The following is a 16,088-nucleotide window of genomic DNA, read 5'->3' on the forward strand; positions in this document are numbered from 1 at the left end:
AATATAAAAATTTACAAAAATTTGTTTTCTACAAGGCTCCAGAGTCGCTGTGCGTATTCATCAGCTTTTTTCCAATCCTTATCGTAATAAAGTTCGCTGAGATACTGGCGTGCGTCTTCGATGTTATCGAAAGTGTTCAGTTTTGTGATGGTTTTGGAAAGTTCATCCGCGTCACCTTTAAATAAAAGTTTGGTAAATGCCACTTTATCATTTAGATCCAACCGGAATTCGGGTCTTTTCTTTTCCGCTTCCATAAAATCGGTTGGCACGTTGCTTTTAAGCAAACTTCCCGGCTCAGAAGGCCGATCCTGATCTTCGTTCGCCAATTTTTCGAGGGGATCATCATCGAACAGATTCTGCATCGCCTTTAGACCTTTGATATGTGCGAGTTTAAACTTCCGTTCGGCAGATTGGGGTTTTTCTGATTCTACCTCTTTGTCCGGCACAGTGTGCTGTGTATGTTCTTTATTAATTTCTACAATTTGCCTGCGGCGTGCCTCCATTTCCCGGAACTCATGCTCTTTCTGAGCAACGCGCTCTTCATACGCCACATCCTGAGCGGATTCCGTCAGAATTTCCTCCATTATTTCAGGTTCGGCAGGGCTGGCCTCTGATTCAGTGTTTTCCACTTCGTCAAGTTCATTCAGTTCTGTAGTAAACAAAACCTCTTCTTCAATGCCATCTACTCCCAAAACATCTTCATCTGCGGAAACTTCCGCCGCAAAATCATCATTAACATTTAGAGCACTAATGTCGAGATTATCAGTATTATAGTCCGCAAAATCGTCAGGATAATATTCTTTGTTCTTATCAAGGATCCGAAGAAATGAAACCCTGTCTGAAAGTTCTGAGAATAGATCCTGCTTATTGAGCAACTCGTCAGCCGAAGAAATTTTAGATAACGAATCCAGAATAGTCTGCACTTCGAAAAACACTTTGTGTTGGATATCGTGAAAATTCGGCATGATGTAATCTATTAAATTGCGTAATTTTGAGGTCGCTATATCACGGCTAAATTAACAAATGTTTTTAGAAAACACAATAAATCACGCAAAACAAAGCGGCTGGATGGAAGTTATCTGCGGCTCCATGTTTTCAGGGAAAACCGAGGAATTGATCCGCCGGCTGAGGCGCGCTGAAATGGCAGGCCAAAATGTTGAAATCTTTAAGCCAAAACTAGATACGCGCTACGCCGAGGATGAGGTGGTCTCGCACAACCAGAACAAAATTCGCAGCACACCGGTAGAAAGCCCCAGCGAGATTTTACTGCTCGGTTCAAACTGTCATGTGGTTGGGATTGACGAAGCACAATTCTTCGATGAAAGCATTGTAGAAGTAGCTAATCAGTTGGCTAATAGCGGTATAAGGGTTGTGATAGCTGGTTTGGATATGGATTTTATGGGAAGACCCTTCGGGCCGATGCCCAATCTGATGGCCACCGCGGAGTATGTCACCAAAGTACACGCAATCTGCCGCCGGACCGGAAATTTGGCTAACCATTCTATGCGCACGACTTCAAATAACGATTTGGTGCAGCTGGGTGAAACCGAAAGCTATGAAGCCGTAAGCCGCAAGGTCTTCAATGACGAATTTTTAAATAAACTAAAGTGAACTATACAACAGGCGAACTGGCTGCAATAACGGATTCGGAAATTTTCGGAAATCCAGATTTGCAGGTTACAGCAATCGCATTTGACTCCCGCAATATTTTTTCTGCCACAGGAACAGCATTTTTAGCACTCAACACCGCCAAAAACAGCGGTGAAAAATATATACAGCATGCGGTAGAAAAAGGAATCGGGATAATCATCTCACAAACCAAACTTTCTGAAATCGATGGCGTTACGTGGATTATCGTAAATGATTCCTTAAAGTTCATTCAGACTTTAGCCAAGCATCACTTGCAAAAATTTCATCTTAAAACTATCGGCGTTACCGGAAGCAACGGCAAAACCGTAGTGAAAGAATGGCTCTATCAAAGTCTGTATTCTGAGTACAACACCGTAAAAAGCCCGAAAAGCTTCAATTCGCAGTTGGGTTTGCCGCTTTCTCTACTGAAAACAAAAGCTGAGCATGAAATTGGAATTTTCGAAGTTGGTGTTTCAAAACCCGGCGAAATGGCAACGATGGTTGATATCTTCTCACCAAAAATCGGCATCCTCACGCATATCGGATCTGCGCACGAGTCTAATTTTGAGAGCCAGTCGCAAATCATCGCAGAAAAAATCAAACTATTCTCGCAATCAGAAACCATTATCTTTAATGGTGATAACCATTTGGTTAGCAATGCGATAAACTCAGTTTATTCAGGCAGAAATTTAATTTCGTACGGCTTAAAAAATCATAATGACATTTCGGTCCAGACATTCGGTAATAAAGCTGAAGTTAAGATCAAATATTTTGACGAAGAGTTTCTGCTTCCGGCGCAGCAGCGTGATGACGCCACTTTAAACAACGCACTTTGCATAGTGGCTGTCCTGAAGTTGCTCGACTATTCAACGGACGCAATTATCCAGAAAATCAACGCGCTGAAGCCCGTGGAAATGCGGCTTGAAAGCGTGAATGGTCTTCGGAATAACCTGATAATCAATGATTATTATAATCTCGACCTCGATTCGCTGAAGATTGCTTTTCAATTTATTAATGAATATAATAAGACCGAAAAAACGCTGGTTTTAACGGATTTCATTGAAAGCAAAAATTTAGAAACACTTTATCAGCACGTCGCCGAACTTACCAACCAACAGAATTTCGGACATATCATACTGATCGGAAACGACATTGTAAGGTTCAAGGAATTATTTAATGCCAAGGTTTCAACCTTCGATTCAAGCACGCAACTCATTGAAAGTCACTCCTTAAACACGATTGAAAACAACTTGATTCTTTTAAAAGGTGCGAGAAAATTTGAAATTGAAAAAATTAAAGACCATCTGGAACTCCAGAAACACGACACCGTCTTAGAAGTAAACCTGAATGCGATTCTGCACAATATCAATGTCCACCGAACTTTCCTGAAGCCACAAACTAAAGTGATGGCCATGGTAAAAGCCTATTCTTACGGACTCGGCGGATATGAAATCGCTGAATTCCTGCAACATCATCATATTGATTATCTGGGTGTTGCGTATGCTGATGAAGGTGTCGAACTAAGAAAAAACGGAATTTCCACGCCAATAATGGTGATGAATCCGGAACAGCACAGCTATGAAATCATCATTGATTTTGACCTTGAGCCTGAAATTTACAGTTTCCGGGTGTTAGACCTTTTCTATTCCAATCTTATCCGGAAAGGTGCCGAGGAAGATTATCCAATTCATTTAAAAATTGAAACGGGAATGAACCGTCTCGGATTTACCGAAGTTGAAATTGATGAACTTGCGGCTCGTCTGGCAAAAATGAAGGTGAAGGTAGCTTCAGTTTTCAGTCATTTATCCTCAGCTGACGACCCTGATGAAGATATTTACACAAAAAATCAAATTAAAACATTTAATGGGGTATCCAAAAAACTGGCTGCTGCACTTGGTTACATGCCTGTAAGACATATTTTAAACTCTTCCGGAATCACGAAATACAGTGATTATCAGTTTGATATGGTCCGGATTGGAATTGGGATGATCGGAGTATCACCCGACCCTGAAATTAAGAAACAACTGCGAAGTGCCGTAGCATTTAAAACCGTAATTTCCCAAATATCAACCGTAAGCGCCGGTTCGTCAGTCGGGTATAACCGACGGTATATGCCGGAAGTTGACACACGGATTGCTACGATACCCGTCGGCTACGCCGATGGCGTACCCCGACTTATCGGAAATGGCGTAGGAAAAGTAGGGATAGGCGGCAATTTGTACCCGATTGTGGGCAATGTTTGCATGGATATGCTGATGGTTGACGTCGGTAATGCAAATGTGCAGGAAGGAGAAAGCGTTACCTTGTTCAATTCGAATCCAAGTCTTGAATTGTTCGCAAATTACTGTCAAACAATTCCTTACGAAGTTTTGACATCCGTATCAAGACGCGTAAAAAGAATTTATATTAAAGATTAAATGCCAAGAACTATCATCATAATATTTCTGTTGCTGAGCCTTTTTTTAAAGTCTCAGGTACGGAGTGATATGATGCTGCAAAAGAAACCACGGATCGGTTTGTCGCTTTCAGGCGGTGGCGCGAAAGGATTCGCCCATGTTGGCGTCCTAAAAGTACTTGATTCTCTAGGCGTTCGGATCGACTATATTTCGGGAACCAGCATGGGTGCGGTAGTTGGAAGCTTGTATGCAGCAGGCTATAGCGGCAAGGAAATTGAAAAAATTGTACTTGATACGGACTTTTACGACGTTTTAGCGAACGAAAAAAGCCGGCAGGAAGGCACTTTTTTCAATAAATCCGTGGACAAGTATATACTGACGCTCCCTGTAAAAAACGGGAAAATAAATGTTTTACCTAAAGCCATTTCTACCGGCCAAAAGAACATTTACCTGCTCCGCGAACTGCTTAAGAACGTGGCCTCAGTAGATGATTTTTCCAAGCTCCCAATCCCGTTTATGTGCGTAGCCACAAATCTGGAGAACGGCCAGATTAAAATCTTTGAAAAAGGCGATCTCGTAAGCGCTGTAATGGCCAGTTCGGCCTTTCCATCCCTCATCGATCCTGTGAAAATAAATGATTCGCTTTATGTAGACGGTGCGCTTACCATTAATTATCCAAGTAAACCACTGAAGGATAAAGGAATCGACATTGTGATCGGTGTGGACTTGAATCAGGGACTTGCGAGCCGCGAGAAACTCAGCAGTGCGATAGACATTTTGAACCAAGTGATTGACTTTGGGATTCAGAAAGAAACAAAGAATCAGTACCAATACACGGATATTAATATTAAACCCAACCTTTTGGGATATACCGCGACAAGTTACGGCTCTAAGAAGTCGATCCTGGACTCCGGTTTTGTAGAGGCCAAAAAATATACTGAGCCGCTCTCGCTTCTGCCCAAACGCGATCGAAAGATACTGCGGGCGCCAATTAACAGCATTTATACCAATGTGTATAAAATCGACAGTCTAAATCTTACGAATAATCACATTTTTTCTGAAAACTACGTCCTCGGGAAAATGAATCTCAGACTTCCCGCGCTGGAAACCTATGGCGGAATAAATAAAAAGGTGGAGAAACTATACTCTACCAATAATTATACGCTTATCAACTACGACATTTCTCATCAGGAAAATAAAAATATCCTCAATTTGGCCGTTACGGAAGATGATACGAGGTTTTTTCTGAAGTTTGGATTGCATTATGACGAAGTTTTTAAAACAGGATTACTTCTAAATGTCACCGCCAAACGCCTGCTCTTCCGCAACTCTACGGTATCACTCGACGCGGTGGTAGGCGATAAACCACGTTATTACCTCAATTACTTCATAGATAATGGTTATATACCCGGATTCGGCGTCTATGCGACGGGTATGCAACTGGATTTGCGGGATGTAAACAACAATGTTGCCCAAAGGTGGAATTGGTTTCGAAACGAAGTTTTTATACAGTCAGTTTGGCGGGACAGATTTGCTGTGGGTGGAGGATTTAGTCATGATTATTTCGAATTGATCTCCATCGGTGAAGCAATTTTTGGAAATCCGCAGAATTTCGTGAATCCTTATGTTTTCATTAAAAGCGATACGCAGGATGACAAAAACTTCCCTACCCGCGGATTTGTGTTAAGCGCCGAAGGTAAATTTCTCGATTTATTTAATTCATACGGAGATTCGCGTACTTTCCAAAGTAAAGTCGATACACAAATAAATCTGCCGGTAAAACCAATGTTGACGGTAAGGTTTGGTGTTTTTGGAGGATTTACGCTAGGAGATTCGACGTCTGAGTATTACCATTACAGAGCGGGTGGTATATTTGAGCAAAATGTAATTAATTTCACCCACTTACCGGGTAGTAAGTTTGCCGAACTGCACTCTAAAAATCTGCTTATTGCCCGCACCGCGCTCCAGGCGAATCTATTTAAGAACTACTTTATAGTAGCAGATTTTAATATTGCAAATCAGTTTGACAAAATCGTGGTAGATGAAATTCTTGATATATCTCGATCCGCCATAGGTTTGACTCTGGGTTATAAATCTCCTTTCGGACCTTTAAAACTGAATTTCAGCAAATCCTTAAACACAAATTCCAGCGCCTTTAATGTTATTTTGGGCCACTGGTTCTGATATTATGATTGAATTTATATTTGAAGATGTAGACCAAATTGAGCTACCGGCTAATGCGGAGGAATGGCTAGAGAATTTAATTATTTGTGAAGGAAAAAAGCTCGGGCCAATCACCTACATATTCTGTAGTGATGAATATCTACTAAAGATTAATCAGCGGTATCTTTCGCATGACTATTATACTGATATCATCACTTTCGACTACGTGAAGGGTAAAATCATCAGCGGTGATATTTTCGTATCTTTGCCCCGAATTTTAGAAAATGCTCATGATCATCAAACAAACTTTGAAAGTGAGCTGCTAAGGGTCTTAGCCCACGGTGTTCTGCATCTTTGTGGCTATAGTGATAAACTTGATCATGAACAGGATTTGATGACGCAAAAGGAAGATCATTATATCAATCTATTTTACCAAAATTTCTGAAATTTTAAAGATTATATTTTAAATGTTTCACGTGAAACATCACACTAAATTCTAAAGATGATATCTCAGATATACGATGTTATTGTGGTCGGTGCAGGTCACGCCGGCAGTGAAGCTGCGGCTGCGGCTGCTAATATGGGCTCAAAAACCTTGCTCATCACGATGAACATGCAGACCATCGGTCAAATGTCCTGCAATCCTGCTATGGGTGGAATCGCTAAAGGGCAAATAGTGCGTGAAATAGACGCTCTGGGAGGCTATTCCGGGATAGTTGCAGACAAGTCTGCAATTCAGTTCAAGATGCTCAACTTATCTAAAGGTCCTGCAATGTGGTCACCAAGAACCCAGAATGACCGCATGTTATTTGCTGAAGAATGGCGAATCGCACTCGAAAATACCCCAAATCTTGATTTTTTTCAGGATATGGTGAAAAGCCTTATAATTGAAAACAATAAAGTTTGTGGCGTCGTAACTTCACTCGGTATAAATATCCGCGCAAATGCAGTAGTACTGACCAACGGAACATTTCTGAACGGACTTATTCACGTTGGTGACAAACAACTGGGAGGTGGCAGAATGGGCGAACCACGCGCATTTGGCATCACCGAACAATTGGTTTCACTAGGTTTCGAATCAGGCCGGATGAAAACCGGTACACCTCCAAGAGTAGATGGCCGAAGCCTTGATTATTCGAAAATGGAAGAGCAGAAAGGTGACGAAAACCCCCAAAAATTCTCATTTACGGATACGCCGCCGCTTACAAAACAACTAAGCTGTCACATTGTGTACACCAATGAAACTGTACACGAGATCTTACGAGAAGGTTTTGATCGAAGCCCGATGTTTAATGGCACCATCCAAAGTATCGGACCGCGATACTGTCCGAGTATAGAAGACAAGGTAAACCGTTTTGCTGAGCGAACACGGCATCAATTATTTGTAGAACCCGAAGGTTGGCGGACAGTCGAAATTTACGTGAATGGATTTTCTTCTTCGTTGCCTGAAGATGTCCAGATTAAGGCGATGCGCCACATTCCTGGATTTGAGAATGTGAAAGTCTTCCGTCCAGGTTACGCAATAGAATACGACTACTTCCCTCCTACCCAACTCCATCATACCTTAGAAACGAAACTTATTGATAACCTGTACTTTGCGGGTCAAATAAACGGTACTACAGGTTATGAAGAAGCTGCTGGACAAGGTTTGATGGCAGGCATCAATGCACACAACAAAGTGCATGGAAAGGAGGACTTCGTATTGAATCGAGATGAAGCATACATCGGCGTTCTGATTGACGACCTGATTACCAAAGGTACCGAAGAACCCTATCGAATGTTCACTTCGAGAGCTGAATATCGATTATTACTCCGCCAGGATAATGCGGATATTAGGCTTACAGAAAAAGGATTTAATATTGGTCTAGCTTCACAGGAACGACTTCAAAAAGTTGAAGAAAAAATTGCTAAAAGCACCGAGCTCGAAAATTTGTTGAAAGAAACCTCACTAAAACCTGCTATAATTAATCCTATTTTACAGGAGATAGATTCAGCGCCGGTTGATCAGGCATATCGTGCTGCCCAGATACTCACCCGTCCAAATATGACGCTGAAAATGCTCGACAAAATCGACGATTTAGGAGAGCACACATCTCAATATACTGACGAAGTTCGTGAACAGGCAGAGATTAATATAAAATACCGCGGCTACATCGACAAAGAACGTGAGAGCGTGGCAAAGATGCTGAAACTTGAGACCATTCGGATCCCTGAAGATTTCGATTATTCAAAAATCAATTCACTATCGTCAGAATCCCGTCAGAAACTGAATAAAATTCGGCCAAAAACAATTGCGCAGGCAAGCAGAATTAGTGGTGTATCTCCATCAGATATGAATGTGCTGCTGATATATTTAAATAAGTAAAGCCAAATGTTTCACGTGAAACATTAACCGATTTCATAAAGATTTAATGAAAGTTAAAGACCATTTCCTCGCACAGGAATATTTCGACATAGAACCTACCGATACACCCGGTATTCTTAAAACAAATCCTATTCCTGCTGACCTTGAAAAATATTATGAGTCGCAGGAATATATTTCTCACCATCAGGATAAAGGTGGCATTAAAGAATTCATTTATAAAAAGGTTCAACAACTGAATCTTAATTTCAAAAGAAATCTGCTTGCAAAGGAGCTGTTTAACAAGGCTAAAGTATTAGATTATGGCTGTGGCGCAGGAGAATTTTTAAAATTCATTGAATCTGATTTCACCACATTCGGCTATGAACCTAATGCCGATGCACGTAATTTCGCAGCTAAAAAATTCTCGTCAACCACAATAATTGACAATATTGCGCAATTGGAGAATGAATCGCTGGATGCTGTCACAATGTGGCACGTACTTGAGCATATCCCGAATCAGGACGAAATTTTGAATCTGATAGCGCAAAAACTTAAGCCGAACGGATTACTCGTTATCGCAGTACCAAACCACACTTCTTACGATGCTAAAAAATATGGCGAGTATTGGGCCGCTTATGATGTTCCACGACATATCTACCATTTTTCAAAATCGGGGATGGAGCGTCTCATGAAAAATAAAAAATGGAATTTGAAATATACGCGACCCCTCCTCTTCGATGCGTTCTACATTTCAATGCTAAGCGAAAAATATAAGAAAAATCCAATTTTTTGGCTTTCAGGCTTCATTTACGGAGCTATTTCTAATTTTAAAGCCATAAAAACGGGCGAATTTTCCAGCCTGATATATGTGATCAGAAAAAATGAGAAAATCGATTTTTGATAGATTTCTGCGAGTCGATTTTCTGCTATGATAGCCAAAATTTTACTGAACAAACCTTACAAACAAAAAAAACCTGAAAAATAATTTTCAGGCTTTTTTAGTTTAATTCGTTATTTATGAATTTATCGCTTTCACGCCGGGAAGCTCTTTTCCTTCCAAACTTTCAAGCATCGCCCCACCTCCGGTAGAAACATAGCTCACCTTATCATCATAGCCAAACTGTTTCACAAATGCTACACTGTCGCCGCCGCCTACAAGCGAGAACGCACCCAAACTTGTCGCTTTCGCAATACTGTCACCTAATGCAACAGTTCCGGCAGCAAAATTTGGCATTTCAAAAACACCAATTGGCCCATTCCACAATATCGTACGCGAATTCATCAGGACATCATGATATAGATCCCGGGTTCTGGGTCCAACGTCCATACCCATCCAACCGTCCGGAATATCATAAATATCAACTTCATTGCGCTGCGCCTCATTACTGAACTCATCAGCAATTATTGAGTCCGTCGGTAAGTAAACTTTCACGTTCATCGCTTCAGCTTTACCTAAAATTTCAAGTGCAAGGCTCATTTTATCTTCCTCAAGCAGGGAATCTCCGATGTTTCCACCCAACGCACGGATAAATGTGAACGCCATTCCACCACCGATGATTAGGTTATCAACAGCCGGAAGAATATTCTCAATAATCGTAATTTTAGTCGAAACTTTGCTGCCTCCAAGTATTGCAGTCACAGGCTTTTCGCCCTTACCTAACACTTTTTCCACCGCTTCAAGCTCTTTAGCCATTAATAAACCGAAGAATTTAGTTTCTGGAAAAAACTGCGCAATTACAGCTGTTGATGCATGTTCTCTGTGCGCTGTACCGAAAGCATCATTCACATACGCATCTGCATATTTTGAAAGTTTCTCTGCAAAATCCACGTCGCCGGCTTCCTCCTCATTATAGAATCTGAGGTTTTCCAGCAGCAAAATCTCACCTGGCTTTTGGCTCCCGGTCATGTTTGTGGCATCGTCTCCGATGCAGTCGGGGCAAAATTTTACTTCGTGTCCCAAAACCGAACTGATCTCATCAACTATATTTTTAAGTGAAAACTCTTCAGACACCTTCCCTTTCGGCCTGCCGAGATGCGTCATCAGGATCACAGAACCACCGTCCGCCAGGATCTTATCGATCGTGGGCTTCACCGCCTCAATTCTCGTGTTATCCGTCACCTTCAGGTCGGCACTTTGCGGAACGTTGAAATCCACGCGAACCAGTGCCTTTTTATCTTTAAAATTATAATCGTTGATTGTCTTCATATTCGTTTTTTGGATATCACAAATTTAACATTTATTCGCCGCAACGGAAACTATTTTCAAACCGAATTTCCACAAGACCCCACTCTCCTACTTTCCCAACAAATTCTTTTTTAATTAATAAAAATAAATGACAGGTGTTGTTGTAGCGCACGGTTTTGGGGATAATATTTCCGTATTTATTTCACCACATGGGATCGGTTTTAGTACCGCATTTATTCACATTTTAAGCATGCTGTTAATCAGGTAATTAATATACTTATCCTCATTTGTTGATATCTTTCCGTCAAGTGTTTTGTTCAGTTCATCACTATGGAAAACCACCGGTCAAACTCACGCGAACTTTCCCGTAAAGATTTTCGGCGTCATCACATTTTTTGTGCATTAGGAAATAAAAATGGATTCGCAAAGAGATTCTTTTAAACACTTATTAACATTTTTTAAGATGCAATTAGCATTTATTCCCCAATCATGTAGGGCGTGTCCCCACAGCCGCTTTTGCCGGCGCCGGGCCGCGCTGTCCGCTACTACTCCTCGGCGCGCCCTCACCGGGCGTGCCTGCGGGGTAGCCGCTTCCATCGCTCACGCGGTTTAATGCAAATTACAAAACATAGATATAATACACAGAGGCGGTTTTACCGCACTTTTTTATTTATTAAATCTTAAATTTGTAAGAATTCAGAAGATAAACGAATGAAAAAGATTAGCATTGCCGCAGATCACGCCGGCTACCGTTATAAGGAAATCATCAAACAACACTTCAGCGGTCGGATTGAATTTGAAGATTTCGGCACACATTCCGAAGATTCTGTAGACTATCCCGATTTCGTGCACCCAAGCGCAGATTCCGTCGAGAATGGAAGCAACGAACTCGGAATTTTAATCTGCGGAAGCGGAAACGGCGTGCAAATAGCTGCAAACAAACACCGGAACGTCCGTTGTGCGCTATGCTGGATGCCCGAACTTGCAGAACTTGCGCGGAAACATAACGATGCAAATATGATCGCGATTCCCGCACGTTTCATCGCTGCCGAACTGGCGATAGAGATCATCGAGAAATTTCTCGCTACCCCTTTTGAAGGTGGAAGACATCAGCTGAGGGTCAACAAGATCCCGTGCTAATCAACAATTTAAAATTAAACTATGGCTAAAAAAAGCAAATTTGTTTCTCATAAAAACAACCATAAACTGCAGGAAATAGGCAGGCTCATACTCCGTTTTATGAACCGCCAGTCCGGCAAAGTCTATAACTATAAGCAGATTGCTGACGGAATAGACTACCGAAACCCGCGCCAGCGCGAGCTTGTTATCCAAGCTTTGCACAAATTGCTGGCAGAGCAGCAGATAAAAGAATCAGAAAAAGGAAAATACATCCTTAATCTCAATATTGAAGGTACCGTAACCGGAATTATAGACTTCAATCAGGCAGGCAACGCTTACGTAAATGTTCCGGAACTTGAAGATGACATCTTCATCCACTCAAAAAACGTGAAAGATGCGCTGCAGGGCGATGAAGTACTGGTAGTAACTTACCATTTTAAAGGAAAAAAACTTGAAGGCTCGGTACTCGAGGTGCTTAAAAGAAACCGTGAGGAGTTTGTCGGAACTTTTCAACTGATCAATCATAAGGATTTTGGCTTCGTTGTATGCGACAAAAAGACGATCAATACGGATATTTTTGTACCAAAAGGAAAAATTGGCGGTGCCTCAGACGGCGACAAAGTGGTCGTGAAGATGGTTGAGTGGCGCGCCGGCGAGAAAAATCCGGAAGGTGAGATCGTTAAAGTATTAGGCGCTCCGGGTGAGCACGAAACTGAGATCCACTCTATCCTCGCAGAATACGGACTTCCCTACTCTTTCCCGGAGGATGTGGAAAACGAAGCAGAGAAGATTGACCGTTCCATTAATGATTCTGAGGTAGCAAAGCGCCGTGATATGCGCAATATCTGCACCTTCACGATCGATCCAAAGGATGCGAAGGATTTTGATGATGCACTTTCTATCCAAAAACTTGACAACGGCAATTACGAAATCGGTGTTCACATCGCAGATGTGTCACATTATGTGCGCCCCGGAACCCTGCTAGATGATGAAGCTTATGACCGCGCAACTTCAGTCTATCTGGTTGACCGTGTGGTACCTATGCTTCCAGAAGTTTTGAGTAATGACGTTTGTTCACTTCGACCGAATGAGGATAAATTTACATTTTCAGCCGTTTTTGAAATGGATGAGAATGCAGATTTGGTCAATCAGTGGTTTGGCCGCACGGTAATTCATTCAGACCGTCGTTTTTCTTACGAAGAAGCGCAGGAAAGAATTGAGAGCGGCGAAGGTGACCTGTCGGAGGAAATTCTTACGCTGGACAGACTCGCGAAAATTCTGAGAAGAGAACGCATCCGGAACGGTGCCATTACTTTTGATCGCAGTGAAGTACGCTTTAATCTTGATGAAAACAGCGAACCAATCGGGGTTTATTTTAAAGTAAGCAAAGATTCAAATCATCTTATTGAAGAATTTATGCTGCTTGCCAACCGCAAAGTTTCTGAATTCATATCACTTAACAGACGGGGTGAACCAACCGGAAATACATTTATTTACAGGATTCACGATGATCCCGATCCTACAAAACTTGAGGCTTTGCGGGATTTCGTCTCTACCTTTGGTTATAAAATGGACCTTGCAAATTCCAAGAAAGTTGCGGATTCGCTCAACCAGCTCTTACACGATGTGAAAGGTAAAGGCGAGGAGAATATGATCGAGACGCTCGCGATGAGATCGATGAGTAAAGCGGTCTACTCTACCAATCCGATCGGTCATTACGGTCTTGGCTTCGATTACTATTCGCATTTCACATCCCCGATTCGCCGATATCCCGATCTTATTGCGCACAGGCTCTTGCAGCATTACCTAGATGGCGGAAAATCTCCGAATAAGAATGATTATGAGGAAAAAAGTAAACATTGCAGTGCGATGGAACGCCTGGCTGCTGATGCAGAGCGCGATTCTATCAAGTTCATGCAGGTGAAATTTATGGAAAAGCATGTTGGACAGGATTTCCAGGGTGTGATTTCGGGTGTGGCAGACTTTGGCTTCTGGGTGCAGATTCCTGAAAACGGTGCTGAAGGACTCATCAAACTGCGCGATCTGATGGACGATTCTTATTCCTACGACTCCAAAAATCACCTCGTACAGGGTGCCAGAACAGGAAACCAATACCAGCTTGGCGACCAAGTACGAATCAGGGTGATGAAGGCAAACCTTATCCAGAAACAGCTTGATTTCAAGATCATTAATGATTAGCAGGATCTGAGGCGTTTTTAGACTCAGTTCTGCAGCATAATTAACTTATGATAGAACTTATTTTATCGGCCGTTGGACTGGGCATCATGCTAAGTTTGGTATTCATCGGTCCGATTTTTTTTCTACTTATCGAAACCAGTTTTTGTCGTGGTCCGCGCCACGCTATTGCATTGGATTTGGGTGTCATAGCTGCGGATATTCTCTGCATCGCAGCAGCCTTTTTCGCAAGTGGTGATTTGGTGCAGCTTATCGATAAACATCCGGGATTTTATAGGATTACTGCGCTAATTATTCTGGTTTACGCCATTTACATGATGGTTTCGAAGACAAAAATGCATCTACCGGGTGAAGAAAAGCTCATCAGTCAAAACTATTTCAGGACTTTTCTTAATGGTTTTTTCTTTAATATTTTGAATATCGGCGTAGTACTTTTCTGGCTGGTGACCGTAATTTCTGTGCGCAATGCTTATCCGGATCTGGATGAATTTCTGCTTTATATGGCACTCGTAGTTGCAACTTATTTGTTCATCGATTTTATTAAAATATATCTCGCCAAGCAGTTTCATTATAAACTCACGGATAGACTCGCAACACGGATCAGGAATGTAGTTGGTTTTATATTGCTGATATTCAGTGTATTTATATTTATGCAAAGTTTCAAGAAGTTTAATCAATTCGATAAAAAACTCGAAGAAGCCGAACGGACAGAAAAGAAAATCCATCGCTGATGCAAAGTAAGATTTTTCCCCCAAGCCTTAAAAAAGGCGATAAGATTGCGGTCATTTCTCCCGCCGGCTCTGTATTGCCTGAGCAACTTGAAAAAGGATTGGCTATCTTAGAATCAAATGGTTACGAAGCCGTTTTGGGCAAACATCTGTACGGTTCTCATGTGCATGGATACTCCTATTCCGGCACCGAAGAGGCAAGACTTTCAGACCTGAACTGGGCGCTGAATGATCCCGAAATTTCTGCGGTCTGGACTTCACGTGGCGGTTACGGTTGCCAGCATTTGGTTCCCGGAATTAATCTTGAAGGTTTTAAAAAATCTCCAAAATGGTTTGTCGGCTACTCCGATAATACGGTAATTCAAAGTTATCTTTACCGACATGGTTTTGCCAGTATTCACGGGCAAACACTGAAAACTGCTGATTTTGGAGTCTGCACAGAAGGTTATGGTCTGACTTTAAATATAATGCAAGGCAGCGTGCCGATATATGCAGTAAATCGTCATAGCCTGAATCGAAATGGTGCTGCTTCCGGACATATGATTGGCGGAAATCTGGCCCTTATCTACGCGCTTCTCGCTACGCCCTACTCTTTCGTTTTCAAAGATGCGGTGCTTTTTATTGAAGAAATTGGCGAAAAATTTTATGCGCTTGACAGGATGCTGATGGCACTCGAGCTGTCAGGCGTCTTTAAGCACATCAGCGGACTGATCCTGGGTGGAATGACACTCATGGAAGACGAGGCTAAAAACCCCGAATACAACAGCAGTTTTGATGCATTTGCCTATCAGCTTATTGCTGAACGTATTTCAAATTACGATTTTCCGGTGATGTTTGGTTTTCCCAACGGGCATATTTTTGACAACCGCCCGCTCATTATCGGCGCAAATGTGCAGATGAACGTGGGCGATGAATGCACACTTGAATTTTGAGCATTAAATCTTAAATACGATGGCTGAGCATAATGATTTCGGAACTTTGGCGGAAAATGTGGCTACCGAATACCTGCAAAAAAAGCATTATAATATCCTCGCCAGAAACTTTCGGTACCAGAAAGCTGAAATTGATATCATCGCAGCATTTAACGGCCTTACGGTGGTTGTGGAAGTGAAAGCACGAAGTTATAACACCGTAATAGAACCCCAGGAAGCGGTAACGAAGAAAAAAATAAAGTCCATCGTGCTGTGTGCCGATTTTTTCATGCAGGAAAATAATTTAAACACCGAGGTCAGATTTGATATCATAACGGTTTTGCCCGATAGTGACGGTGTTTTACAGCTTGAACATATTGAAGATGCATTTCAAAGCTTTGATGCTAATTAAAAAAT

13 protein-coding genes are annotated in these 16,088 nt (G+C 41.9%); 11 read left to right on the forward strand and 2 right to left on the reverse strand.

Annotation, left to right across the window (positions count from 1 at the left end; genetic code table 11):
* Window positions 1-11: 11 nt before the first annotated feature.
* Complete coding sequence (locus H9628_RS02630; protein WP_251832560.1) at window positions 12-965, reverse strand: hypothetical protein; 954 nt, start codon at window positions 963-965, stop codon at window positions 12-14.
* Between the two features lie 58 nt (window positions 966-1,023).
* On the opposite strand from H9628_RS02630, the gene H9628_RS02635 reads away from it, so the two are divergent.
* Genes H9628_RS02635 through H9628_RS02660 form a run of 6 tightly spaced genes read left to right on the forward strand, consistent with a single transcriptional unit; the run spans window position 1,024 to window position 9,433 of the window.
* Complete coding sequence (locus tag H9628_RS02635; RefSeq protein WP_251832561.1) at window positions 1,024-1,611, forward strand: thymidine kinase; 588 nt, start codon at window positions 1,024-1,026, stop codon at window positions 1,609-1,611.
* On the forward strand, window positions 1,608-4,046 hold the full coding sequence (locus H9628_RS02640; protein ID WP_251832562.1) for a bifunctional UDP-N-acetylmuramoyl-tripeptide:D-alanyl-D-alanine ligase/alanine racemase: 2,439 nt from the start codon (window positions 1,608-1,610) through the stop codon (window positions 4,044-4,046). Before H9628_RS02635 ends, H9628_RS02640 begins: the two co-directional genes overlap by 4 nt.
* Window positions 4,047-6,209 (forward strand): patatin-like phospholipase family protein, encoded by a 2,163-nt coding sequence (locus H9628_RS02645; protein WP_251832563.1) that lies wholly within the window; start codon window positions 4,047-4,049, stop codon window positions 6,207-6,209. It begins immediately after the preceding gene.
* Between the two features lie 4 nt (window positions 6,210-6,213).
* A complete protein-coding gene (ybeY, locus tag H9628_RS02650) occupies window positions 6,214-6,633 on the forward strand; it encodes an rRNA maturation RNase YbeY (protein ID WP_251832564.1) in 420 nt (139 codons plus the stop codon).
* Between the two features lie 57 nt (window positions 6,634-6,690).
* Complete coding sequence (gene mnmG / locus H9628_RS02655) at window positions 6,691-8,553, forward strand: tRNA uridine-5-carboxymethylaminomethyl(34) synthesis enzyme MnmG (RefSeq protein WP_251832565.1); 1,863 nt, start codon at window positions 6,691-6,693, stop codon at window positions 8,551-8,553.
* Between the two features lie 46 nt (window positions 8,554-8,599).
* On the forward strand, window positions 8,600-9,433 hold the full coding sequence (locus tag H9628_RS02660; protein WP_251832566.1) for a class I SAM-dependent methyltransferase: 834 nt from the start codon (window positions 8,600-8,602) through the stop codon (window positions 9,431-9,433).
* A 114-nt stretch (window positions 9,434-9,547) separates the two neighbouring features.
* On the opposite strand, the gene H9628_RS02665 is transcribed toward H9628_RS02660, so the two are convergent.
* A complete protein-coding gene (locus H9628_RS02665; RefSeq protein ID WP_251832567.1) occupies window positions 9,548-10,738 on the reverse strand; it encodes a phosphoglycerate kinase in 1,191 nt (396 codons plus the stop codon).
* Between the two features lie 690 nt (window positions 10,739-11,428).
* On the opposite strand from H9628_RS02665, the gene H9628_RS02670 reads away from it, so the two are divergent.
* From H9628_RS02670 to H9628_RS02690, 5 genes are read left to right on the forward strand one after another with little or no spacing between them, the layout of a single operon-like run.
* Window positions 11,429-11,857 (forward strand): RpiB/LacA/LacB family sugar-phosphate isomerase, encoded by a 429-nt coding sequence (locus H9628_RS02670; RefSeq protein WP_251832568.1) that lies wholly within the window; start codon window positions 11,429-11,431, stop codon window positions 11,855-11,857.
* 21 nt (window positions 11,858-11,878) lie between these two features.
* Window positions 11,879-14,035: a ribonuclease R gene (gene rnr / locus H9628_RS02675; RefSeq protein ID WP_251832569.1), complete on the forward strand. Its 2,157-nt coding sequence runs from the start codon at window positions 11,879-11,881 to the stop codon at window positions 14,033-14,035.
* A gap of 47 nt (window positions 14,036-14,082) precedes the next feature.
* On the forward strand, window positions 14,083-14,763 hold the full coding sequence (locus H9628_RS02680; protein ID WP_251832570.1) for a LysE family translocator: 681 nt from the start codon (window positions 14,083-14,085) through the stop codon (window positions 14,761-14,763).
* Window positions 14,763-15,692: a S66 peptidase family protein gene (locus tag H9628_RS02685; RefSeq protein ID WP_251832571.1), complete on the forward strand. Its 930-nt coding sequence runs from the start codon at window positions 14,763-14,765 to the stop codon at window positions 15,690-15,692. The genes H9628_RS02680 and H9628_RS02685 overlap by 1 nt, the downstream gene beginning before the upstream one ends.
* A 19-nt stretch (window positions 15,693-15,711) precedes the next feature.
* The gene (locus H9628_RS02690; protein ID WP_251832572.1) at window positions 15,712-16,083 is read left to right on the forward strand and encodes a YraN family protein; all 372 of its coding nucleotides are present in this window, start codon (window positions 15,712-15,714) and stop codon (window positions 16,081-16,083) included.
* Window positions 16,084-16,088 lie beyond the last annotated feature (5 nt).

The organism is Kaistella pullorum (assembly GCF_014837035.1).
GTDB lineage: Bacteria > Bacteroidota > Bacteroidia > Flavobacteriales > Weeksellaceae > Kaistella > Kaistella rhinocerotis.

Coding starts and splice junctions, on each gene's coding strand:
- H9628_RS02630 (WP_251832560.1), bottom strand. CDS start 965: ATGCCGAATTTTCACGATATCCAACACAAAGTGTTTTTCGAAGTGCAG.
- H9628_RS02635 (WP_251832561.1), top strand. CDS start 1,024: ATGTTTTTAGAAAACACAATAAATCACGCAAAACAAAGCGGCTGGATG.
- H9628_RS02645 (WP_251832563.1), top strand. CDS start 4,047: ATGCCAAGAACTATCATCATAATATTTCTGTTGCTGAGCCTTTTTTTA.
- ybeY (WP_251832564.1), top strand. CDS start 6,214: ATGATTGAATTTATATTTGAAGATGTAGACCAAATTGAGCTACCGGCT.
- mnmG (WP_251832565.1), top strand. CDS start 6,691: ATGATATCTCAGATATACGATGTTATTGTGGTCGGTGCAGGTCACGCC.
- H9628_RS02660 (WP_251832566.1), top strand. CDS start 8,600: ATGAAAGTTAAAGACCATTTCCTCGCACAGGAATATTTCGACATAGAA.
- H9628_RS02665 (WP_251832567.1), bottom strand. CDS start 10,738: ATGAAGACAATCAACGATTATAATTTTAAAGATAAAAAGGCACTGGTT.
- H9628_RS02670 (WP_251832568.1), top strand. CDS start 11,429: ATGAAAAAGATTAGCATTGCCGCAGATCACGCCGGCTACCGTTATAAG.
- rnr (WP_251832569.1), top strand. CDS start 11,879: ATGGCTAAAAAAAGCAAATTTGTTTCTCATAAAAACAACCATAAACTG.
- H9628_RS02680 (WP_251832570.1), top strand. CDS start 14,083: ATGATAGAACTTATTTTATCGGCCGTTGGACTGGGCATCATGCTAAGT.
- H9628_RS02685 (WP_251832571.1), top strand. CDS start 14,763: ATGCAAAGTAAGATTTTTCCCCCAAGCCTTAAAAAAGGCGATAAGATT.
- H9628_RS02690 (WP_251832572.1), top strand. CDS start 15,712: ATGGCTGAGCATAATGATTTCGGAACTTTGGCGGAAAATGTGGCTACC.